The organism is Streptomyces lydicus, from assembly GCF_004125265.1.
Lineage (GTDB): Bacteria > Actinomycetota > Actinomycetes > Streptomycetales > Streptomycetaceae > Streptomyces > Streptomyces lydicus_C.
In genome coordinates, this window is record NZ_RDTE01000003.1 from 4046280 (window position 1) to 4067725 (window position 21446).

Genomic DNA, 21446 nt, shown 5'->3' on the forward strand with positions numbered 1-21446 from the left:
ACCTCGGCTAGTTGGCGGTTGTCATCCCCTACTTTCGTACGGGGTGGCCGCAGCGGAACGGCCGATGGAACAGGTTCGGCCGCTTCCTAGCGTGGTGAGCATGAACCAGACACCGGCTCCTACCGCGACCGCTCCCGCGCTCACCGCCCCGACCGCCCCGACCGGCCCGACCAGCCCTCGGCAGCGCAGTGACGCCTTCGCGTTCTTCCGGGAGGCCGCCCGTTCCAGACACACCACCGGCGCTGTGGCCCCGAGCGGCTCCCCGCTCGCCCGGCGGCTCGCCGCGCCGCTGCCCGCCCCCGGCGGCCGCAGCCCGCTGCGTGTCCTGGAGGTCGGCGCGGGTACCGGTACGGTCACCCGCGCGCTGGCCGAGCGCATCGGGCCGGGCGACCGGCTGGACACAGTTGAGGTCAACCCCCGGTTCGTACGGCTGCTGACCGAGGCACTGCAGACGGACCCGGTGCTGGCCGCCGCGTCCGACCGGATCCGGATCGTCCCGGAGTCGATCTGCCACACACCGCTGCCCGTGCACAGCTACGACGTGATCGTCTCTTGTCTGCCCTTCATGAACTTTTCCCCCGACATGGTGCGTTCCCTCTTGGAGCGGTACATGGCCGCACTGGTCCCCGGCGGGCATCTGACCTACTTCAGCTATCTCGGCACGCTGTCCCTACGGACCCTGTTCGCCCAGCGCACCGAGGCCACCCGGTACCGCGCGGTGGCGGCCGTACTGGCCGACTTCTCCGCCCGCTACGGCGGCGGGGACGGCGGCGGGGACGGCGGCAGCGTCGCCTGGCGCAACCTGCCGCCCGCCCGGGTGACGCACCTGAGGACACCCCAGCCGGGTGCCGACGTAGCGGACCCGGATTCCCTCGTCCGGCGATGACGATGACGCCCGACGACCTGCTGACGGCGGTGCCGCCACATCCGGTAAAAGCAAAAGCCCCAGGTCACGGCGAGTGAGTCCTGGGGCTTCCACGGAGCCGCCTTCGGGATTCGAACCCGAGACCTACGCATTACGAGACCGTGAGCAGTCATGTTGCCTGGTGCTACGTGGTGCCGCCTCGTGACGTTTCCGCTGATCAGAGCAGGTGCACCAGGTTAGGCCGTGCTACCCCGTGCTGCGCTGTCCAAAGGCGTCTGTCCACCGGCTGTCCACCGGCGGACGTCAGTACTCAGCACGTGGCGACCCTCCGCTGACACGCTGGCACCACGGAGTCTCGTTCGGTCACCGTAGCCCACGCGCTTGTCGACATCCAACAGGCGATGGCCTGGCGGCGTGGCCTGGGGCCGAGTGGCCTGCTGAGGTGCCTTCGGCGTCCGGCCTCGGGTCGCCGGTTGTTCAGAGCTGCTGCTGGATCAGGTAGAAGGCGAGGCCGACGAGGCCGGCGCCGGTCGCGTAGGCGGCGCCACGCAGGGCGCTGGAGAGCAGGGCGGTGCAGCGGCGGGCGATCCACTGCAGGGCGCGGCGGATACTGTGCATGGTGGTGCTCCATTCTTCGGGGTGCTGTTGGTCCGGCGGGGGCTGGGCGGCCTAGGAACCTTCGGCCCACGCCGGACCTGCTTGTCTGTTCAGGGGCGGTCGGCAAATTCGTGGATGCGGTCGGCCTGGGGCGTTCGAGCCAGCAGACCAGGCCGTCCGGCGGCGTACTGAGGGGTCAGTCGGCCGAAGTCGCCTTCATGCCCCGGTGGGGACGGTCAGGCTGGTATTACGGCGGGCGGAGTGGCCGGCGAAGTGCGACAGGGTGATCGGAAGTCGGATGGCTACGCTCAACACGACCCTCCCTTCTGCTGATTGAGGGCTTTCAAGGCTGGCGAGCAGCAACTCGCAGTCGGGCCTGGCGGCAGCCACCACCCAGGACCGTAGTGCCGCAGCCCGGGGCGGACAGATCAGGCCGTCGAAATCCGGCGCCGCCATGACGCTCAAGGGGTTAGCGCACGCAGGCTGCGTGGGTACATTAGTGAATACACGCAGGTCAATGACCTGGCGCTCTTCCGGTGCTCCTTCAGCCGAGAGGGGGTTTTGACCGTCTGGGCAGTTGGCCGAAACGCATCGCATGCAGAGGTCTCCCGTCTGGTGAGCCGAAGCAGTCCCTTTGCCGCTTGGTCAATATGCAGCAGCACGGCCCGAGGCGGGCCAGATCCGGACCTCGACCGAGAACGTCTCCACCTGCGGTGATCGCGAAGTTGACCGACTAGGTATGATTTGCCGCGCTCTCCTCCAGCTCGCGCGGGCGACCGTTGGCCAATGGCCAGGCAGGCCGGAAGCCGCCCCTGCGCGTTACCACCTCGGACGAGCATCTGACATCCTCCAGTTCGACCAACACAGGCAGGACGACAACAGCCCGCAGATGCCGGGCTGTTGTGCTCGACCAGCTTTCCCGGGCCGGAAGCAGAAGACCAGGAAGACCCCTTTCCTCTAACAGGAGCCGGGGGTTCCTCTATGCGCTGACCTGCAGTGCATCCGGTGAAGCTCATCGAAACTGGCGTATCTGTCAACAGCGGCCGAACCGGCACCCGCAGATAGACTTCCGCGCCGACACGGCGAACACCAGGACCAGCTTCTTCCGGAAAAGCGGCTTCCGGTATATCCCGCAGGCGCAGAGGGGGCCCTGTCCCGAGCCCTCAGCCACAGCTTGGTCACCGATCCGCAACCGGCCCCCATGGCCGACCTACTGGTGGGGCGGAGGGACACGCACTCAACGCGCGCATGGCGCTGCAGAAGCCGACGCTCCGGCGAAGCGGAATACTCCGGGCTCTCCGTCGATTGGTCTTCTTGCAGAGATCACGGGAAGGGGGCGCTGGCTGGTGGCCGAGCTGATGTTGTTCCGGCGGGACGTGCATGGGCGGGACGTGGAGCTGTCCGGTTCGACGGTGGCGCTGGAGGTGGAGCTGCAGCGGCGGGTTGAGGCCAGCATGGAGCAGATGCTCGGTGTCCGGTTTCTGGCGTCGGAGTACCCGACCGGTCCGTGGCACCGGGGGCGGATCGACACGCTGGGCCTGGACGAGAACGGCAGCCCGGTGGTGATCGAGTTCAAGAAGGGCTCCGACAGCGGGGTGCTGTCGCAGGCCGTCTCTTACCTGTCCTGGCTGGATTCGGCGCACCACGAGTTCGAGGCGCTCGTACGGAAGGTGCTGGGCGCGGAGGCTGCCGAGTCGATCAACTGGCGTCGGCCGCGGATGGTCTGTATCGCGGCCGGCTTCTCCCATCACGACCGCGTGGCGGTGCAGCGGCTGCCCGAGCGGGTCGACCTGGTGCGCTACCGGATCTTCGAGGGCGGCCTGCTGTCCCTGCTGCTCGTCGACTCCTCGCCCGGCTTCCCGAACCCCGCTTCGTCTCGGCGAAGCCGAGAGACGGTGGTCGGCAGCTCGCCAGCGGCACCGGTGGCGCCTCCGCCAGCGGGTGCCGGCCTCGTTCCGGAATGTCTGCGGGACCTGTACGCGGAGCTGGACGACGCTCTGACGGCGTGGGGCGAGGTCGAGGTGGCGCCTCTGCGGCACTACATCGCCTACCGACGACTGGTGAACGTGGCATCGGTGATCTTCCGTCCGAAGCACGAGGCGATCCTGGTCTATCTCAGACTCGACCCGGACACCGTCACGATGGAGGAGGGCTTCACGCGGGACATGCGCGGCATCGGGCACCTCGGGACCGGGGACCTGGAGGTGCGCCTCGTCTCGGCGGCCAGCCTGGAGAAGGCGGCGCCGCTGATCAGGCGGGCGTTCGAGGCGGCCTGACGCAACGAGAAGGGCGGCTGAGGCATCGGTTACTCGATGCTCCAGCCGCCCTTTTGGCGTCTGCGGCCCGCTGGCTCTGGGCTCTCCGCTCTCATGGTCACGCCTCCGGTCCGGCCAGGGTGAAGTCGTCCTTCGTCAGCTCGGCGTGGAGGCGCTGCTCGGCCACGTCGGCGTAGTGCGAGGACAGCTCGACGCCGACGAAGTGCCGGCCTTCGCGCAGGGCGGCGACGCCGGTGGATCCGCTTCCGGAGAAGGGGTCGAGGACGGTGCCGCCTTCGGGGCAGATCTGGACGAGCTGCTGCATGATCTCGACCGGCTTCTGGGTGATGTGCACCCTGCCCTTCCGCGGCTGGGAGGCGATGTAGTGGCCGGGCAGGTAGAGGTCGCGGGTGTTGTCGAGGGATCCCTTGACGCCCCAGATGATGAACTCCGAGTCCTGCTTCGGCCCGCCCTTGCGGGGCCGGCTGGCGGGCTTGATCCACGGGATCGTGCCCGACCAGGTCCACCCCGCCATCTGCAGGGCGTCCGTGGTGGTCGGCTCCTGGCGCCAGTCGGTGAAGACCATGGCCACTGCGTGCTCAGTCGATGCCCGGTACGCCTCCGTCAGCAGGTCGGTCAGCCAGGCTCGGTACGAGCGCTGATCGCGGTTCTCGCCGGGGAAGTTGGCGAGGTCGTGGGACGAGTTGCTGGTGACGTACTTGGCGCGGGCGGTGCGGCCGGTGCGGTCCGAGCTGGTCCGTCCGCCGGAGTTGTACGGCGGGTCGGTGATCACCGCGTTGACGCTCTCGTCCGGGAGGTTCTTGAGCACGGTGAGGGCGTCGCCTCGGTGCAGCGTGTAGCTCATGTGGAGGGCCTCTTTCAGGGCATGGCAGGGCTGGGGGGCGGCTCCGGACGGCGTTCAACGACGCTCGTCGGGGCGGGTGGTGCCGGATGTTAGGCGTGATTTCCGGCCGCACCTAATGAGCTGAGTCGCGCTCCGGGTGGGGCCCGGGGGTCGTTTGGTGCGGCCGGAATCCCGGTCTACTGTCTCGTCCTGTCACCGGGCAGAAGCCTCGCTTCAACCCCGTTGGCCTGTGCTTATCCGTGCCATCTCGTCCAAGCGAGGTGTGCGGGAGGCGCGTTTCCCCTCGTTGCCCATGCCGTCAGGAGAGCCGGTGTACTGCCTGAGATTACGAGCGCGGCTGGCTGCCGCGCGTGACCTGAGACCGGCGTCCGGGAGCTACCAACTCCTTTGACCCGGGCCCGCCCGAGAGGCGGATTCACATCGGCGCGGTGCCGGCGGCTTTGCACGAGAAGTCGGCACCGCGTCTCCTGCGAACACCGAGGAGCCGCTGCGATGCAGCATGCCCTGATACCCCCACGCCCCGACCCGCCACCGGCACCCGGCCACCGCCGCCGCGTTGGTGAACGGCGGCGGCGATGAAGAAGACCACCGGCGCCGTCGTCGGCCTCTGCGCAACCGGTCCGCTGCTGCTGGCCGCTCCCGTCCTCGCCTTCGGCGCCGAGACCGCTTCGGCCTCCTGCTCGACCGACCGTGCACAGCCTGTGGATACCGCGGCCGTCGCCAGCCAGGTGAAGTCCGTCCTGGACGGCGGCGACAAGGGCTCGGTCCACGTGCCTGGGCTGAGCGATCCGGCCGAGCAGGCGCCCAACGCCAAGAAGATCCAGGCCACCGGCGTCGCGATGCACATTCCGGCCCGGGGCCAGGTCGTGGCCCTGGCGACCGCCCTGCAGGAGAGTGGCCTGCGGAACTTGACCTACGGCGACCGTGACTCGCTGGGTCTGTTCCAGCAGCGTCCGTCGCAGGGCTGGGGCACGGCGAACGAGATCCTCGACCCGGTGCACGCCTCGACCAAGTTCTACGAGGGGCTCCAGAAGGTCTCGGGCTGGCAGTCCTTGTCCGTCGCACAGGCTGCTCAGGCGGTGCAGCGGTCGGGCTTCCCGGAGGCGTACGCCAAGTGGGAGCCGCTGGCCACCGCACTGCAGAAGGCCGTCGAACCCGTGCTGTCGAAGGCTGGTGACGCGTCACCGAGCCCTTCTCCGTCCGGCCCGACCGGCACCGGCAGTCCTTCGCCCGGTACCGCGGGCGGCTGTGCGGCCGACGGGGACGGGACCGATTTCGGCACCGTTCCGCCGGGTGCGGTGCCGGTCGGGTACAAGATCCCGGCCGATGCTCCGCCGAAGGTCCGCACCGCGATCCGGTGGGCGCTCGGCCAGCTCGGGACGCCGTATCAGTGGGGCGGGCACTGCACTGCTCCCCACGGCAGGGTGCCGATGGGGCGGTGTGACTGCTCGTCCTTGATGCAGCAGTCGTACAAGGCCGCCGGCGTCGCTCTGTCTCGGACGACGTACACGCAGGTCAAGGACGGCAAGCCGGTCTCGGTCGGCGCGCTGGAGCCGGGCGACCTGGTGTTCACCGAGGGCACCGCGTCCCGTCCGGAGCACGTCGGCATGGCCATCGGCCGCGGTCTGGTCGTCAACGCCCCGCACACCGGCGACGTGGTCCGCATCGCGACCCTCGCGTCCTGGAAGCCGCAGATTCTCGCGGCCCGCCGAGTCATCTGACCGGCGCTTGTAGGTTCTCATCAGAAATGTCGTTGTCTCAGCGTTTTGTCGCTGAGACGCCGCACCCCGAAGACGTCGCAGATCAAGCGTCTCACCAATCTGTCCGGCCCAGCAAGATGCCCGATCTGTCCGAGGAATTCGACAGATCGACGAGACGGAATCGCCGACAAGTCGCTGAGACACAGCGACAAAAGCCCAGGTCGAACGATCCACGGCCGACAGATCAAACGAGAACCTACAGCGCTTCTCCCCTCCCCCTCCCCCTCTCCCTCTTCTCGCACCGCCGCTCCGCCACCGTGGGCTTTGGCGTGCGCTAAATCGCACTGGAGTTCGTAATGTATCTCGCTGACCAGGTCATCCAGCTCGCCTACGACCCGGGCATCAAGCCGAACGAGGGCGGGCTGCCGGGCCTGTCCGTACTCAAGCACGTGATGGGCTCGATCAATCTCTACGGCATCATCGCCGCGGTCGGCTCGCTCGCCGTCAGCGCGGGCGTGTGGGCCTGGGGACACCACTCGGGCGGCCACCAGGCGGAGGCCAATGGCAAGAAGGGCGTGCTGGTGAGCGCCGGCGCGGCGCTGCTGTTGGGTGCCGCGAACGGTGTGGTGGCGTTCTTCAGCGGCCTGGGAACGCAGGTCCACTGATGCCTTCCCGCCCGATGAACCCCGGCGGCGCGTCCCCAGTGCGCCGCCGGGTGCTGCTCGGCACCGCTGTCCTGGTGGTGCTTGTCGCCCTCGCCGGTTTGGCCGCGTACCTCACCCGCGATGGCAGGAGCCCTTCCAAAGCCCCTGCTGTCCAGCCGAGTTCGCCCACGACTCCCTCGACCGCCCCGTCCACACCGCGCACCCAGCCTCGTGCCCTGCCGGTTCCTCCGAAGACCCATGACCCGATCGCGTTCGGGAAGGCCGCTGCGGCGGCGCTGTGGTCCTACGACACCCGCGCGTACTCGCGGACGGAGCTGCGCACCACTCTGCGTGCGTGGCTGACGGCCGAGGACAGGTACGCCGATCCGGCGTCGGTCGACAAGGTCGTTCCCTCTGCCGTGCTGTGGAAGGAGATGGCGGCCAACGGCCAGTTCGCCACCGCCCGAGTGCACGAGGGGCACTTCCCGGACTCCTTCACCCGGGCCCTTCAGTCCGATCCCGGGGCGATCACCCAGGCGTACATCTACGCCGTCACGGTCTCCGGCAAGCAGTCGATCGCCTGGAAGGGCTCGCACGCCGGCGGTGCGGAGAGCCGTACCACCACCCTCGCGGTCCAGTGCCGCCCCCACCGACCCTGCGCCCTGGTCGGTGTCATGCCGTCCGTCGCGCCCTGATCCCCGTTCAAGGAAGGAGGTACCACCATGGCAGTCTGCGACTTGCCGCTGATGGACAAGGTGTGCGGCGCCGTCGACTTCGCCGCCAACCCCGCGGGAGCCGTCACCGACGGCATCGGGGCGTGGATCGCGAAATCGGCAGGTGAACTGGCCGCCAGCGCGGCGGACCTCGCCGCCAAGGCCGTCAACGAGACGACCGCCATCGATCTCAACGCCGGATGGTTCCGGGACAACTATGAACTGCTGTTGCCCATCGGGCTCGCGCTGACCGTCGGCACGTTCTGCCTCCAGCTGCTGTTCGCGGCCTGGCGGCGAGACGAACGTGCCCTGGCTCAGGCCGCGATCGGCACCATGACCGGCGTCCTGTTCAGCTTCTGCGCTACCGCCTTCACCACAGTCGCGATCACCGTGGTCGACGCTTTGTCCAACGGGCTGTTCCAAGCAGCCAACAGCTCGGTCGACGACGCGATCCGCCGCGTGATCAAGGTCAACGAGCTGGGGGCGATGTACGGTCTCGGCTGGGGCGTCCCCTGTCTCGTCGCGCTTGGCTGCGCGATCGGCGCGTTCCTGTACTGGGGCGTGATGGTCGCCCGCAAGGTCGGCGTCCTGGTCCTGGTCGCGCTCGCCGTCTTCGCCGGCGCCGGGGGCGGCTGGGAGGTCGCCAAGCGATGGCGACGTGGCTGGACCGAGGCCACCGCCACCCTGGTCGTCTCCAAACTCCTGATGACCGTGGCCTTCCTCATCGGCGTCTCGGCGATGGGCAAGTCCGATGCTCACGACGGCATGGCCGCGCTGTCCGACGCGCTGGCCGGCATCGTCGTGATGGTCCTGGTGCTGCTCTGCCCGTATGCCACGTACAAGTTCGTGCACTGGGCCAGCGACGGCGGCGGCCACGACGACCTGCACCGCACCGGTGTCGCCGGCATGGCGGTCGCCGCAGGAGCCGCGAAGACCGCGGGCACCCTGGCGATGCAGGCCGGCACCGGGACCCCCGCCCCGCAGGGGCCGAATCAGGTTCCCGGCGCCGGTGCCGATGGCGTCGCCTCCGGCATTAACCCCTCCGGCGGCGCTCTCAGCAAGGAGGGCATCGACGCCGGGCCGCCCCAGCCGCAGACCCGGTTCCGGTACGGCGAGGATCCGAACGCGCCGGGCGACAAGGGCCGGTCCCTGATTCAGCGCCCCGGCATCCCACCGCTCATCACGCGCCCCCACGAGGACGAAGCAGGACCTGCCGGGGCACCCGTTCAGGGCACGGTCAGCGTCGCTGGCGCATCGCCTTCGGGCGCCAGCGTGTCCTACGTGGGCGCCGGCGATCCGGCCGGACCTCCGCCGTCGGGCACCTGACCGATCACATCCGGGGGCGGGCTGCACACCCAGCCCGCCCCCACCCCTCCCGACCGACCGACCGAGCACCAGAGGAGCCTCCCCATGGCCTCCAGAAGAGCGCCGCGCGCCCCTTCCACCGCCCGCTCCCACCGTCTGGAACCCTCATGTCCGGCAAGCACCAGGCCGAAGCCGCCACGGCCACCGTGAAGTTCCCCCACCGCAGCAGGCGCGGCATCCTGCTCGGCCTGACCGCCCCACAGCTGATCGTCGCGAGCCTGACCGGCGTTCTTCTGCTCGCCGTGGTCATCACCCGCGGCGTGGTCGGCGCTCTCGAACTCATCCCCCTGTGGGCCGCCATCGCCCTCCTCGTCTTCGTCCGCCACCGCGGCCGGGCCCTGGCCGACTGGGTTCCGATCGTCACCCGGTACATCCTGCGCCGGATGCGCGGCCAGCTCCTCTGGCTCACCCGACCCTCCCGCCGACCGTCGCGCGAAGGGCTCCTCCACCTGCCCGGCACGGCGGCCAGCCTGCGTGTGGTCACCGCGCCCGACCGTCGATACGGTGCGGTTCACGACCCCCATGCCGGCACTCTGACCGCCGTGGTCAAGGTCTCTTCCCGCGCCTACGCGCTGCTCGACCCGGGCACCCAGAACGCCAACGTGAGCGGCTGGGGACGCGCCCTGGCCGCGCTCGCCCGGACCGGGCAGATCGCCCGCATCCAGGTGATCGAGCGCACCGTCCCGGACTCCGGCGACGCCCTGCGCCGCTACTGGGAAGAGCACGGCCGACCCCACGCCCCCGTGGCAGGCACGATCTACAGCGACCTGGTCCAGAGCGCGGGCCCGGCCGCGGCGCCGCACGAGGCCTACGTGGCGGTGTCGCTCGACATCAAGGCGGCGCGACGGCTGATCAACCAGGCCGGAGGCGGACTGACCGGAGCTTTCAGCGTGCTGGGGCAGCTGACCTCCACCTTCGATCAGGCCGCTCGGACCGCCGGACTCACCCCCACCGGGTGGCTCACCGCCCGCGAGATCGCCGCTGTCGTGCGGACGGCGTATGACCCGAAGTCCCTCGCAGCGCTGGATCGTTGGTCCACCACCGGTCGTCCCGAGGCCGAGCCCGCCGCTGCTGGCCCCGTGGTGGTCGTCGAGAAGTCGGACCACATCACGACCGATACGGCCGTCCACAAGACGTACTGGGTGGAGAACTGGCCCAGGGTCGAGACGTCGGCGGGCTTTCTCCATCAGCTCCTGTTCACCGGCGGGGTCCGGCGCACGCTGTCGCTCTCTTACGAGCCGAAGGGGCTGGACGCCGCGCTGCGTGACGTCCAGCGCAAGAAGGCCAGCGTGATCGCCGATGCCGCTGAGCGGGCTCGGCGCGGGCAGGTCGACTCCGAGGCGGACTCGATCGAGTACCAGGACATCAAGTCCCGTGAGCGGCAGCTCATCGCGGGCCATGCGGATGTCGCCCTGACCGGCCTGCTGACCGTCTCGGCCGACTCCGAGGACGAACTGCGTTCCGCCTGCGCGGTCGTGGAGACCGCCGCGGTCGGCGCCCAGCTCGACCTCCGGCCGCTGACCTGGCAGCAGGCCGAGGCGTTTACCGCCGCCGCCATGCCGCTGGCGCTCGCCGCCTGATCCCGGCCGCCCCTTTCCTCTGAAAGAGCACCCTCATGTCTCGCACCGCCAGCCCGATCGCGGAGGACTTCGTGCCCTTCGCCACCGCCGCGCTCGATTTCCACCGCGCGCTCAATCTCCCGGGCGGTCCTCTCGTCACCACTCGCGCCGAGCTGGACTCGCTGCATTCCCACCTCGTCTCGCTGCACGGGCTGCTCGACGCTCATGCCTGTCGTGTCGGGCAGCTCGTCCCGGCCGAGGGCGACCCGCTCCGCGCCGCCTGCACCCGCGTCTGGCAGGCCGCCGACCACGTCCACGCCGCCTACCACGCGGCACCCCGGCCGGGCTCCGGCGAAGTGCCCGAGCGTGAGGCGTGCAAGGCCGGCCTGCCCGAAGGGGCGCCGGAGCTGACCATCTGCCAGCGCCACCAGCGCACCGCGCACCTGGTGCGCCGCCGCACCACCCCGGCCGACCTGCACGCCCCGTTCACCGGCCTCGTCCGCCGCTGACCGCCTTCCGTTCTGGAGAAACGTTCATGCCCCGCACCCGCGCCAGCGCCTCCCCCCTGTTCGTCCCCCGCAAGGCACCGCGCACCGGACGCAAGGCCGCCCGCGCCGGCTTCGCCGCGGCCCGCCGCCAAGCCCGCATCGCCGGAACCCCGCCCAAGCGCCGTACCGAGGGAGCCTTCGATCCGGAGCTGCGGCCGACCTACCCGCCGTCCGGACGCCCCGGCCCCTCCTCGGCCCGGGGCAGCAAGCTCGGCCTGCCTGCCCACCGGATGACCACCGCCACAGCCTCCGGCGCCTATCCCTTCGTGGCCGAGGGTGGTCTGGGGGCGGACGGGGTCTTCATCGGTCGCGATGTCCACGCGGAGGCCGCGTTCTGCTTCGACCCGTTCTCGCTGTACGGGCGGATCGAGGGCTTCACGAACCCCAACGCGGTCCTCGCCGGGATCATCGGCATGGGGAAGTCGGCATTGGCGAAGTCCATCGCCACCAGGTCGATCGCCCACGGCTACCGGATCTACATCCCTTCCGATCCCAAGGGCGAGTGGACGGCCGTGGCCCAGGCCCTCGGCGGGCACACCATCGCCCTGGGACCGGGGCTGCCGGGCCGGTTGAACCCGCTGGACGCCCCGGCCCGGCCCGCCTCCGTCAGCGAGGACGACTGGGCGACCGAAGTGCGAAAGCGCCGCCTGCTGCTCCTGGCCGGCCTGGCTCGCACCGTGCTCAAGCGTGATCTCCAGCCGATGGAGCACACCGCCCTGGACCTCGCCCTCGACCTGGTCGTCACCGAAGCGGACGCCAGCGGCACGGTGCCGCTGCTCGGCGACATCGCACACGCCCTCGGCTCGCCCGAGCGCCTCGACCGAGCCCTCGGCGACCAGACCGGACACCTGGGGTCCGCCGCTCAGGACCTCGCGCACGCCCTGCGCCGGCTGGTGCACGGCGACTTGAGCGGCATGTTCGACGCCCCGAGCACCGTGGAGTTCGACCCGACCACTCCGATGCTGTCCATCGACCTCTCCCGCCTTGGCGGCGGTGGCGACGACACCGCTCTGGTGCTGGCGATGACCTGCGCGAGTGCGTGGATGGAGTCCGCCCTCGCCGACCCCGACGGCGGCCGACGCTGGGTGATCTACGACGAAGCGTGGCGGCTGATGAGGCACGTTGGCCTCCTGGAGCGGATGCAGAGCCAGTGGAAGCTCTCCCGGGGCCTCGGCATCGCGAACTTGATGATCATCCATCGGCTGTCGGACCTGCTGTCGGCGGGCGATGCCGGCTCGCGCGGCCGGGTACTGGCCGAGGGTCTGCTGGCCGACTGCTCCACCCGCATCATCTACCGCCAGGAGCCCGACCAGCTCACCGCCGCCGCTGCGCTGCTCGGCCTGACCGGCGTCGAAACCCAGGCCGTCTCCGCCCTGACCAAGGGCCGGGGCCTGTGGAAGGTCGCAGGCCGCAGCTTCATCACCCAGCACATCCTGCACCCAGCCGAACGCAAGCTGTTCGACACCGACGCCCGCATGGCCGCCTAACCCAACCAGCTTGTACTGAAGGTGAGTTACCTCATGTCGTCCACCGTAGCGCGGGCAGAACACCGAACGCTCGGAGAAGTCCGCACCTCGACCGGAAGTTCGGACATCGGCGGCCTGTCGGCCTGCTGGAACGACCGTCTTGCCGCCGCCCGGCCCGAGGAGTTCGACGAGTTGTTCTCCACGGTGGTCACGGGGGATTTCGGCACGGTGGCCGGGCTGCACCAGATGCTCGAAACCGCCTCGGAATGGTGCCGCGTTCACGGCGCCCGCGGCAGCGCCGCCGAGCTGGACGTCCTCGCCGGGCGCCTGGCCGACCTCGGCGAGGAGCTGCACCTCGTGAGGGAGGGCATGGCTCACGAGATCCGCCCCGGCTCGCATCGAACGGCAGCGGCAGCGGCAGCGGCAGCCCGTGCCTCCCCGGCCGCCTCAGCACGAGGGGCTTGCCTCGGTCCGACCGAGGCACCTGCTCCCCTGCCGTCGCCCCCCGTCCGTTCGCTGCCGCGTTCGCGGTGACGACCGGCACAGAACAAGGAACGATCATGTCCACTTCTCCCACTTCTCCCGCTGAGGACCGGTCACCGGCGATCACCGATCACCTGGCCTGGCGGCTGCACCTCCCGGCGCTGGCCTCGGCCGCTGCCGGCATCGAGCGGGCGTCCGATCCCTGGAACGCCTTCTCGGCCTCGTTCTGCGACCGCGACGGCTGGCCCATCAATGAGGAGAGCTACCCGGACGACAAGGTGAAACGCGACGCCGAAGCCTGGAAGCACATCGAGGTCTTCCTCGCCCACGGCCCCGAGGTGCTGGCCGGTGTCCGCACCACGGCCAGTGGTGGCGACTACGTCGAGGGGCCGATCAGCGAAGACCTCCGGCGGCTGCGCGGGATCGACACCACGCTGGCGCGAGCAGGCCAGCTCCGGCACGAGTGGGACCAGATCATGGCGCTCATGGATGCCTCTCTTCCGGGCTCGCGGAAGATCTACGAGAGCCGAGCGGAGCGGATCCGGAATGCCGACGGCTGGCGGTACGCGGATGAGCTGTCGTTCCAGGGTCCGGCGCTGGTTCGGGCTGCCGACTACCTGGCGGGCCGGGCGGATTCCGGTCAGCCCTCGCAGACCGACCGTGCGCGGGTAGCCCTGGCTCGATCCGCCGCCGGCAACCACGGGGCACTACCCGCTTCGCCCTCTGCACCCCCGGCGCCGACTCCGACGGCCCCGGGCCGTTCCCGCTGACGCACATATCACCGACTTGCGGCGCGGCCAAACCGGCCGATCCCCGGATCCTCATCTCAACGCGACCGGACAGCTCTCGGCCCCCGTTCCTTCTTCGGAGTACCCATGTCCCGCACCAGCAGAACCGTCCCGGCCCTCGACTGCCCCTCTGTACGAGCCAGCACCGGATGGATCAGCTATGCCCGCCCCCGATCACGATTCGCTTCCCGATGTCGCCTTCGGCCGTCACCCCGACTACGGCATCGTCGCCGCGAACCCGAAGCACCTTGCGGCCAGCGCGTGGATGCTGAAGGGGTTCGACTTCCACCCCGTCCCGGATCACCCGAAGCTCTACGCACTGGCCGATCAACAGCGTGATGGACAGGGCCGCGTCACCCGGGCCGTCGCGATGCTGCGCAAGGCCGGCTACCAGGTCGACGTGGATCTCGCGTTCGCCCCCTCCCTGTCCCCCGAAGCGGCTCCTTCCCGTGACCGCCCCCCGCGCATAGAACCCGACGTCGCGTTCGCCGAGCATCCGCAGCTCGGCATCGTCGCGGCCACCGATGACCGCGCCCGCGCGATCGGCGGTCGGCTCCTGGAAGAGCACGGCTGGCGGCACGATCGGGCCCTGGACATCTACACGCTGCCCGTCACCATCGACCGCAGCGACGCCCTGGAAAAGGTCGCCACGGCCACGGTGTCGATGCACCGGTCCGGTCTCCAGGTCGCGGCTCAGCCCGCCCTCGCTCAGGACGCGGCAACGCGTCGCCGCCCGACGCCCGCAACGGCGGCGAACCACGGGCGCGACCAGGGCTTCACCGCCCGCGCGTCCCCGATCAGCGCCGCCGCGCTCGCCGCCAGCCCAGCCCGTGCCGGCCTCCCTGGCACGGCTCCGGTTGCCTCTCCCGCCACCTCTGCTGCGGCGGCCCGGCCGGTCGACCCGCGCATCGCGTTCTCCCGCACCCGCTGACCCAACTCCCGTAAGGAACAGTTCCCATGGCCGTGAAGACCACCTGGCCGATCGCCCACTCCTGCGGCCACCAGGCCGACCGTGACCTGTCCGACCGGGCGGCCGACCGTCGCGCGGGGTTCGCCGAGTGGCTGGCCAAGCAGGCGTGCACCGACTGCTGGCGGGCCGCCAAGGAGGACGACGAGCAGGACAAGGCCGCCTGGCTGAAGGCCAAGCGGGCCGAGGAGCAGGCCGAATCCGAAGCCTGGTCGCAGCGGTACCGGATGCCGCCTCTGGAGGGGACCGAGCGAGCCGTCGCCTGGGGTGTGCGCTGTCGCCATCAGGTCCTGTCCGCCGCCTACACCACCCTGGTCCTCGAAGGCGAGATCAGTGAGACGGAGTGGGAGGAGATCGAGGAGGCCGCTCGCACCGTCACCCGCTCCGGGTGGTGGATCGACCAGCGCTCCTCCGAGCCCGACGACCTCGCCGAGCTGCTCCAGGCCGCCACCGAGGCCGACCGGCCGACCGAGAACCCCCACTTCTGACCGCCCGGTGTCCCGCTGCGGCGGGACACCGGCTCCCCCCCCCGCCCGAGACCTGGATACCCCATGCCCAAGTACCCCCTGCACTGCGAAGTCCGGCGCACCGAAAGCACCACGGATCTCCTCAGCCGCCTCCACCGGACCGATCCGGGCTTCGCTCCCTACCTGCTCACCGCGTGGTCCCCGGAGCTGACCGCCCAGGAGACCGTCGCCCTTCCTGACCTGGCATCGGATCTCGACGAGCCGATCGCCCTGCGGAAACCGCGGACCGGCCACGCCGCCGCCCGACGCCTGACCTGGCACTGCTCCATCCGCAACAACACCGACGTGGAACTCGACGACGATGACTGGTTCGAGCTGACGCGCGAGGTCCTCGACGCCACGGGCATCGAGCCGGACGCCGACCCGGCGGCCTGCCGGTGGGTGGCCCTGCGCAACCAGGCCGACGGGCTCGACATCGTCGCCACCGTCATACGGCAGGACGGCCGCTGGGCCCGGGTGCACCACGACGCTCACTTCGCCCGCGCCGCCTGCGCGAACTTCACCTACGACCACGGCCTGGACACCCCGGGATGAGTGGCGGCACCTACCAGCGATCTCCGGCCGGGCCAAATCGCGGATTCTGCAGATCCTCTTCCCCACGGCCCGGTTCCCCGGGTTCTGTTCGCCCTCCCTTGTCCTCTCTGGCGAGACGGGCCACCGGCTCACCGGTCCATACCCGAAACTCCACGCCCAGGAGACCAACGTGCCTGTCCCTCCGATCACCATCACCCACGAGTTCAGCGGCAGCGTCGTGGCAAAGGGTGCCAACGACGACCTCTCCGCCAGCCTCCTCAAGCACGCCGGCTTCCAGCAGATCTCGGACTGGCACGGCCGACGCCATCGTCTTCCCACCACCACACCGGACGCCGACAAGGTCGCCATCGCCACCCACGCGGCCGAGATGCTCCGCGCCGCCCGGTACGACGTCGACCTCCCGCCCTCCCTGGACGCGGCACGGATGAGCCCCCCGGTGCCTGCCCTCGGGCCCTACGCCACCGGGGCGGAACTCCTACGGATCACGGACCGGATCAGGGCGGCCGAGAACGGGACCGACCTCCAGCGAGCGGTCGACCATCTTCTTCACCCCGAGCACGGTGCCCTGGAGCGCGTCCGGGAGGCGCTGGAGGTGGCGGGCGAGCAGATCCACGACCTCGACAATGAGGCATACGACCTCGCTTACCGGTTCGACTACGCCTCCGAGTACGTCAGTGGCGCACAATCCGAACTCGTGGGCTCCGAGGCCAAGCTGCGCCGGGTCGGCACCGCGTCCCAGGACCAGACCGAGGCCCGGACGCGGTCCCCGGAGCTGCCCGACCATCAGGGCGCCGCTCTGGCCACGTCGCCCGCAGCGGCCAAGGCCAAGATCTCCTCGATGCCCGGCTCCGAAACAGCGCAGCACAACGCGACCGGACACTCGCCGCGCCTCTCGGGCCCCCGGCGGTGACCCAGGTCATCTTCGTCAACGCCAGCCGTCGGCCTGCCGCGTGGCCGTTCACGTCAATCAACGAGGAGGAAGCGTGCCCGAGTACTACTCCAGCATCGGCGAGGCCGTCGGCTCCGCGATGCAGCACAACATCCGGCTCGCCGACCGCAGCGTGGCACCCAGCTCCGACAAGCCGTTGCAGGTGCGGCACCTGCCCAGTGCGTCCGCCGACCCGTACTCCGTCCGCGGGATGATCGCCCGCCTTACCGAGGACGCCACACCCAACGAAGTTGCCGGGATCATCGAGGAGGTCAACGGCGCGCTGGTCGGGGCTTTGCCTGAGCTGACCGAACTCGTCGCCGCTGCCGCCGACTGGACCCGCGTCCGTCTGACGTTCGACGACCCGCACCACAACCCGGCTTTCGAGACCTGGACCCGGCTGGCCGCCGCCTACGGCATGCTCCGGGACGTTCAGGAGCAGTTGGAGGTCGCGGTGGACGGGGTCGCCGCGTGTCCTGCCGAGCGCACCGACCCCAGGCACCACGAGATGGTCAACGTCCTGCGGACCCGGGAGCTGCTCGACGACGTCCTCGGCGCCGAAGCGATCCCCACACCGTCGTCCGGTCGCAGTCCCGAAGCGGACCGGCAGCGAGCCGCCCGTACGTCCTCACCGCACGCCGGCCCCACGCCGTCGACCGGCAGCTCGCCGGCAGCCGCGCCGCCTCCGCCCGCGTCGCGCCCCGCCGGCCGACCTCGCTAAAACGTTTCCCTTCGAGCCCCAGGAGTAACCCCATGAACTGCACGAGAGCCGAGCGCGCCCCGCCCCCACCGCCCGCTCACTTTCAGGAACCACGCTCATGCCCGCACCGCGTACCAGCGCGCCCTCGACCACCACCGGGTCGGACGCGCTCCTCTACCTCCTGTTCGCCATACTCGGCCTCGCGTTCACCTTCGGTTCGCTGGCCTGGCTGACCGGCAACATCACCAACTTCGTTCTCGGCAGCGGCCCTTGGACCCCGTACGGCGCCACCGAAGCGCTGCTTCGTCCCGAGGCTCTGTGGCCGCACCTGGGCCCGACGGCCCTGCTGGTCGGCGCGCGGATAAGCCCCGGCCTGCTGTCCGTCTGCCTCACTGTCCTCGCCCTGGTGCTGTGGGTGCGGCTGCGTGGCGGCGCGCAGACGGGCCTCGCCGGGAAGGCCGACCTCGCCCCGCTGCTGGACAAGCAGATCACCGCCAAGGCCCGGAGCCTGCGGCCGTCCCTGAGCGGCCGGGAGTGTAAAAGAGGTCGCCCCTGCTGACCGCGGCATCCTGCTCGGCACCCTCTCCCGGGGGCGGGCCAAGGTCCGCGCCTCCTGGGAGGACGTGATCGTCGCGATCATGGCCCCGCGCAGCGGCAAGACCTCCACCCTGGCCATCCCCGCGATCCTCGCGGCGCCCGGCCCGGTCCTGCTCACCAGCAACAAGGCGGCCAACGATGCCTTCACCGCGACGGTGGACGCGCGGGCCGAGGTCGGCACGATCTGGGCCCTCGACCCCCAGCAGATCGCCCATCACCCGCGCGAGATGTGGTGGGACATCCTGGCCGACGCCCGCGACCTGGCCGGGGCAAAGCGTCTGGCCGGACACTTCGCCACCGCGAGCGTGGACGAGTCGAACAGCACCGACTTCTGGTCCACCGCCGCGTCCAACACATTGGGCGCGCTGTTCCTGGCTGCCGCCAGCCACCGGCGGCCGATCACCGACGTCTCGGCCTGGCTCGCCTCACCCGCCGACCGCACCCCGGTCGACCTGCTCACCGAGGCCGGCCACGAAGCAGTCGCCGCCCAGCTCCAAGGGACCGTCTCCGGCGCGACCGAGACCCGCGACGGCATCTACGAGACCGCGCGGCAGTACGCGAGCTGCCTGCTCGACCCGGAGGTCGTTGCCTGGGTCACCCCCAGCCCGGACCTGCCCGAGTTCAAGCCCGCCCTCTTCGCCACCTCCCGCGACACCCTGTACCTGCTCAGCAAGGACGGCGGCGGCAGCGCGAGCGCGATCATCGCCGCTGCGGCCGACGCCGTGATGCGTGCCGCGGTGATCGTCGCCGAGCGCTCCGGCGGACGGCTCGACCCGCCCGCCCTGTGCGTGCTCGACGAGGCCGCCAACGTCTGCCGGATCTCCGACCTCCCCGACCTCTACAGCCACTTGGGCTCCCGGGGCGTGATCCCGATGACGATCCTGCAGTCCTACCGTCAGGGACAGCGGTGCTGGGGCGATGCCGGGATGGACGCACTCTGGTCCGCCGCCACCATCAAGATCGTCGGATCCGGTGTCGATGATGCCGACTTCGCCGATCGCATCAGCAGGCAGGGCGGTGATCACGAGGTCCAGACCACGTCGGTGTCGATGAGCGAGGGCGGCAAGTCCACGACGGTGAGCATGCGTACCGAGCGGATTCTGCCGCCCGATGTGATCCGTGCCCTCCCCAAGGGCAAGGCGCTGCTCCTGGCCACCGGCATCCGGGTTGCCATGCTCGACCTGAAGCCCTGGTACAAGGAGCGGTCCGCCAAGGTGATCGGTCCGGCCTCGGTCCGCGCGACGAAGGCCATCACCGAGCGGGCCCAGGCCAAGACGCGTGACGACTTCGGGCAGGCGGCATGAGTGCCCTCGCGTCCTCGCCCGGTCCGCTCCCGTCCTCGGTGCGCTCCGGACCTCTCGGGCAGTCGCCGGCCGTCCGGCGCGATGGCCGGTGGTGGCTGGTCGCGATGTCCGGCTCCGTCGCCGTCACGGATCCGGTGTTCACGGGCCAGCTGAACCGCTTCGCCACCGCGATGGCGGCGGCCGACCAGGCCGTCGCCGGTCCCCGCATCCAGCAGGACCAGCCTCGGGTCCGTCCTGGCGGGAGGCGGCGATGAACCCGCTGCTGGAAGCCGAGCAGGCGGTACTCGGCGCGGTACTGCTCGACCCCGGCCAGCTTCGACAGCTCGGCTGGCTCACCCCGGAGCACTTCCACCGCCCCGTCCACCAGGCCCTGTTCGCCGCGATGCACAAGCTCCACGCTGACCGCCACCCAGCATCGACGGCCGAGGACTCCGTGCCGCTGTCGTGGGTGACCGACACGGTGGCGGAGGCGGGACAACACGTCCGAGGGTTGACCGCGTCGCACGCTCACACCCTGATCTCCGCGTGTCCGCGCCCCGGGCATGCTCCCGTGTACGGGCGGATGGTGCTGGAGGGTGCGATCCATCGCAGCGTCACCGCGCACGCGATCCGCCTGCACCAGGCTGCCCGCGCGGACGCGCTGCAAGGAGAGGTCGAGGGAGCGGTGCGCTGCGCGGACGTGCTACGCGACGTGCTCAGCGATCTCGCACGACGGTGGGGAACCGAACCACGCCCGGTAGACCCTGGCACCTCGCCGGCCCCCAGTCCGGCCGCAGCTCCGCCGCCTGGTTGGGCAAAGGGCGCCGAGGAGGAGCAGGTCCTTCTCGGCGTCCTGGCCGAGCGGCCGAGGAGCATGGACGAGGTGGTGGGCTGGCTGCGGCCGGCCGACTTCGCCGACCCCGCCCGCGGGGAGGTCTACCGGTGTCTCGGCGCACTGCACCACCGGGGCGAGCCCATCGACCGGATCACCCTGCTCTGGGAGGCCCAGCGACGCGGCCTGCTGGCCGACGGCACGCTGTCCAGCGACCAGCTCGCCGCCATCTGCGACGGCGTGGGTCCTGGAAGCGCCGAATGGCTCGGCGAGCAGGTGATGCGCTCCTCCGTCACCCGCACCGCCGCCGCCTCCGCCCGTTCCATCCGAGCGCTGGCGGAGGACGAGGCCCTGGCCCCCGGGCGGCTCATCAACCACGCCCTGCACGCGCTCGGTCCCCTCGACGAAGTGCGCACCCGCTGGCAGGCCGCAAACGGACACCCCGCTCCGACACCCCCAGCCCCTTTGCCGAACGGGCCTCCCTCTGCGCAGGTGCACGCCGCCCTCGCCCGCAGCGCACCGCGCCCGGTCGCGCCATCCACGGCCCCGCCCCGCTCTGCCCCCAGCCCGGCCGCCGTGCGACCGCCCTCTCGCGGACACGGCTGAAACCCCCTTCCCCCGCCCGTCGCTCGTCCTCCTCCTTGGGATTCACCGTGAACAACACACCTGTGGCCGATGCCCGCGCCCTGCGCGCCACGGCATCCGCCTTCGACGCCCAGCGCAACAAACTGCCCGCCCCCGGCGACCGCTCGTCCGACACCGTGGCCGTCGCACGGCAGATCTCCCAGCTCGGAGCTTTGATCACTACCCTGGGCGACCAGGTTCTCTTCCGCGCCAACTCCGAGAACAAGGCACCCCACAGCGCGAGTGTGATCACCAGCTTCGCCGCCGCTGTGGCGCCCGCCGGCGAGGCGGCATCCGCTCTGGGCGCGGCGGTCCATCTGCGCTCGTTCCTGGACCAGACCGAGCACCTCCGTGACCAGCCTGATGCCCGGGATGCTCGGGAGGGTGCGACGCGGGTGGCGGAAGGTGCCCTCCGCAAGGCGCATACAGCCCTCCGCGAAGTCGCCGACTCCCTTCACGCCGCTTCGGCGACGGTCTCGCCCCCGTCCGCGCGGCTTCAGGCCGCCCGCAGCCGGTCCACGACCGCGGCTCCCGCTCTCACTGCGCCTCCCGCTACCACCCCGGCATCAGCAGCTCCTGCCGACCGGGTCACTCGGGGCCGGTGAC

General features: G+C 70.5%; 21 protein-coding genes and 1 pseudogene. 20 read left to right on the forward strand and 2 right to left on the reverse strand.

The features are described 5' to 3' along the window. Window positions 1-100: 100 nt before the first annotated feature. Complete coding sequence (locus D9V36_RS19970) at window positions 101-886, forward strand: class I SAM-dependent methyltransferase (protein WP_129294980.1); 786 nt, start codon at window positions 101-103, stop codon at window positions 884-886. 456 nt (window positions 887-1342) lie between these two features. Here the strand turns inward: D9V36_RS19970 and D9V36_RS40985 are convergent, their stop codons facing one another. Further along, on the reverse strand, window positions 1343-1483 hold the full coding sequence (locus tag D9V36_RS40985; RefSeq protein WP_164992988.1) for a hypothetical protein: 141 nt from the start codon (window positions 1481-1483) through the stop codon (window positions 1343-1345). Between the two features lie 1325 nt (window positions 1484-2808). On the opposite strand from D9V36_RS40985, the gene D9V36_RS19975 reads away from it, so the two are divergent. Continuing rightward, window positions 2809-3738, forward strand: a complete 930-nt coding sequence (locus tag D9V36_RS19975; RefSeq protein WP_164992989.1) for a DUF5655 domain-containing protein — start codon at window positions 2809-2811, stop codon at window positions 3736-3738. A gap of 97 nt (window positions 3739-3835) precedes the next feature. Here the strand turns inward: D9V36_RS19975 and D9V36_RS19980 are convergent, their stop codons facing one another. After that, window positions 3836-4582, reverse strand: a complete 747-nt coding sequence (locus D9V36_RS19980; protein ID WP_129294981.1) for a DNA-methyltransferase — start codon at window positions 4580-4582, stop codon at window positions 3836-3838. Between the two features lie 575 nt (window positions 4583-5157). Between D9V36_RS19980 and D9V36_RS19985 the strand changes: the two genes are divergently transcribed. From D9V36_RS19985 to D9V36_RS20075, 18 genes and pseudogenes are all read left to right on the forward strand, one after another. Beyond that, a complete protein-coding gene (locus D9V36_RS19985) occupies window positions 5158-6303 on the forward strand; it encodes a C40 family peptidase (RefSeq protein ID WP_129294982.1) in 1146 nt (381 codons plus the stop codon). A gap of 335 nt (window positions 6304-6638) precedes the next feature. Continuing rightward, window positions 6639-6947 carry a DUF6112 family protein gene (locus tag D9V36_RS19990; RefSeq protein WP_093646278.1) on the forward strand — a complete coding sequence of 103 codons (309 nt, stop codon included), beginning with the start codon at window positions 6639-6641 and terminating at the stop codon, window positions 6945-6947. Then, on the forward strand, window positions 6947-7621 hold the full coding sequence (locus D9V36_RS19995) for a hypothetical protein (RefSeq protein WP_129294983.1): 675 nt from the start codon (window positions 6947-6949) through the stop codon (window positions 7619-7621). The genes D9V36_RS19990 and D9V36_RS19995 overlap by 1 nt, the downstream gene beginning before the upstream one ends. A gap of 27 nt (window positions 7622-7648) precedes the next feature. Next, complete coding sequence (locus D9V36_RS20000; protein WP_241720947.1) at window positions 7649-8965, forward strand: SCO6881 family protein; 1317 nt, start codon at window positions 7649-7651, stop codon at window positions 8963-8965. A gap of 146 nt (window positions 8966-9111) precedes the next feature. Then, a complete protein-coding gene (locus D9V36_RS20005; protein ID WP_129294984.1) occupies window positions 9112-10584 on the forward strand; it encodes an SCO6880 family protein in 1473 nt (490 codons plus the stop codon). A gap of 35 nt (window positions 10585-10619) precedes the next feature. Next, entirely contained in the window at window positions 10620-11072 is a 453-nt protein-coding gene (locus D9V36_RS20010; RefSeq protein WP_129294985.1) for a DUF6238 family protein, read from the forward strand. Window positions 11073-11098: 26 nt separating this feature from the next. Next, window positions 11099-12598 (forward strand): ATP-binding protein, encoded by a 1500-nt coding sequence (locus D9V36_RS20015; RefSeq protein ID WP_129294986.1) that lies wholly within the window; start codon window positions 11099-11101, stop codon window positions 12596-12598. 33 nt (window positions 12599-12631) lie between these two features. Next, the gene (locus D9V36_RS20020) at window positions 12632-13111 is read left to right on the forward strand and encodes a hypothetical protein (RefSeq protein WP_241720948.1); all 480 of its coding nucleotides are present in this window, start codon (window positions 12632-12634) and stop codon (window positions 13109-13111) included. Between the two features lie 26 nt (window positions 13112-13137). Then, a complete protein-coding gene (locus D9V36_RS20025; protein ID WP_206739700.1) occupies window positions 13138-13830 on the forward strand; it encodes a hypothetical protein in 693 nt (230 codons plus the stop codon). A gap of 178 nt (window positions 13831-14008) precedes the next feature. Then, entirely contained in the window at window positions 14009-14779 is a 771-nt protein-coding gene (locus D9V36_RS20030; protein WP_129294987.1) for a hypothetical protein, read from the forward strand. A gap of 26 nt (window positions 14780-14805) precedes the next feature. Continuing rightward, complete coding sequence (locus D9V36_RS20035; RefSeq protein ID WP_129294988.1) at window positions 14806-15303, forward strand: hypothetical protein; 498 nt, start codon at window positions 14806-14808, stop codon at window positions 15301-15303. Between the two features lie 63 nt (window positions 15304-15366). Further along, a complete protein-coding gene (locus D9V36_RS20040) occupies window positions 15367-15876 on the forward strand; it encodes a hypothetical protein (protein WP_129294989.1) in 510 nt (169 codons plus the stop codon). Window positions 15877-16045: 169 nt separating this feature from the next. Continuing rightward, window positions 16046-16786 (forward strand): hypothetical protein, encoded by a 741-nt coding sequence (locus D9V36_RS20045; protein WP_129294990.1) that lies wholly within the window; start codon window positions 16046-16048, stop codon window positions 16784-16786. 73 nt (window positions 16787-16859) lie between these two features. Next, entirely contained in the window at window positions 16860-17525 is a 666-nt protein-coding gene (locus D9V36_RS20050) for a hypothetical protein (RefSeq protein ID WP_129294991.1), read from the forward strand. A 97-nt stretch (window positions 17526-17622) separates the two neighbouring features. Continuing rightward, window positions 17623-19405: pseudogene (locus D9V36_RS20060) on the forward strand (type IV secretory system conjugative DNA transfer family protein). After that, window positions 19402-19659 carry a hypothetical protein gene (locus tag D9V36_RS20065; protein WP_241720949.1) on the forward strand — a complete coding sequence of 86 codons (258 nt, stop codon included), beginning with the start codon at window positions 19402-19404 and terminating at the stop codon, window positions 19657-19659. The pseudogene D9V36_RS20060 and the gene D9V36_RS20065 overlap by 4 nt, the downstream one beginning before the upstream one ends. After that, window positions 19656-20822 (forward strand): DnaB-like helicase N-terminal domain-containing protein, encoded by a 1167-nt coding sequence (locus tag D9V36_RS20070; protein ID WP_129294994.1) that lies wholly within the window; start codon window positions 19656-19658, stop codon window positions 20820-20822. Before D9V36_RS20065 ends, D9V36_RS20070 begins: the two co-directional genes overlap by 4 nt. Window positions 20823-20869: 47 nt before the next feature. Then, a complete protein-coding gene (locus tag D9V36_RS20075) occupies window positions 20870-21445 on the forward strand; it encodes a hypothetical protein (RefSeq protein ID WP_129294995.1) in 576 nt (191 codons plus the stop codon). The last annotated feature ends 1 nt before the right edge of the window (window position 21446 follow it).

Excerpts from the sequence above, each read along its gene's own strand:
- D9V36_RS19985 (WP_129294982.1), top strand. The coding sequence starts at position 5,158 with ATGAAGAAGACCACCGGCGCCGTCGTCGGCCTCTGCGCAACCGGTCCG.
- D9V36_RS19995 (WP_129294983.1), top strand. The coding sequence starts at position 6,947 with ATGCCTTCCCGCCCGATGAACCCCGGCGGCGCGTCCCCAGTGCGCCGC.
- D9V36_RS20000 (WP_241720947.1), top strand. The coding sequence starts at position 7,649 with ATGGCAGTCTGCGACTTGCCGCTGATGGACAAGGTGTGCGGCGCCGTC.
- D9V36_RS20025 (WP_206739700.1), top strand. The coding sequence starts at position 13,138 with ATGTCCACTTCTCCCACTTCTCCCGCTGAGGACCGGTCACCGGCGATC.
- D9V36_RS19970 (WP_129294980.1), top strand. The coding sequence starts at position 101 with ATGAACCAGACACCGGCTCCTACCGCGACCGCTCCCGCGCTCACCGCC.
- D9V36_RS20040 (WP_129294989.1), top strand. The coding sequence starts at position 15,367 with ATGCCCAAGTACCCCCTGCACTGCGAAGTCCGGCGCACCGAAAGCACC.
- D9V36_RS20010 (WP_129294985.1), top strand. The coding sequence starts at position 10,620 with ATGTCTCGCACCGCCAGCCCGATCGCGGAGGACTTCGTGCCCTTCGCC.
- D9V36_RS19990 (WP_093646278.1), top strand. The coding sequence starts at position 6,639 with ATGTATCTCGCTGACCAGGTCATCCAGCTCGCCTACGACCCGGGCATC.
- D9V36_RS20035 (WP_129294988.1), top strand. The coding sequence starts at position 14,806 with ATGGCCGTGAAGACCACCTGGCCGATCGCCCACTCCTGCGGCCACCAG.
- D9V36_RS20005 (WP_129294984.1), top strand. The coding sequence starts at position 9,112 with ATGTCCGGCAAGCACCAGGCCGAAGCCGCCACGGCCACCGTGAAGTTC.
- D9V36_RS20070 (WP_129294994.1), top strand. The coding sequence starts at position 19,656 with ATGAACCCGCTGCTGGAAGCCGAGCAGGCGGTACTCGGCGCGGTACTG.
- D9V36_RS20020 (WP_241720948.1), top strand. The coding sequence starts at position 12,632 with ATGTCGTCCACCGTAGCGCGGGCAGAACACCGAACGCTCGGAGAAGTC.
- D9V36_RS20030 (WP_129294987.1), top strand. The coding sequence starts at position 14,009 with ATGCCCGCCCCCGATCACGATTCGCTTCCCGATGTCGCCTTCGGCCGT.
- D9V36_RS19980 (WP_129294981.1), bottom strand. The coding sequence starts at position 4,582 with ATGAGCTACACGCTGCACCGAGGCGACGCCCTCACCGTGCTCAAGAAC.
- D9V36_RS40985 (WP_164992988.1), bottom strand. The coding sequence starts at position 1,483 with ATGCACAGTATCCGCCGCGCCCTGCAGTGGATCGCCCGCCGCTGCACC.
- D9V36_RS20015 (WP_129294986.1), top strand. The coding sequence starts at position 11,099 with ATGCCCCGCACCCGCGCCAGCGCCTCCCCCCTGTTCGTCCCCCGCAAG.
- D9V36_RS20065 (WP_241720949.1), top strand. The coding sequence starts at position 19,402 with ATGAGTGCCCTCGCGTCCTCGCCCGGTCCGCTCCCGTCCTCGGTGCGC.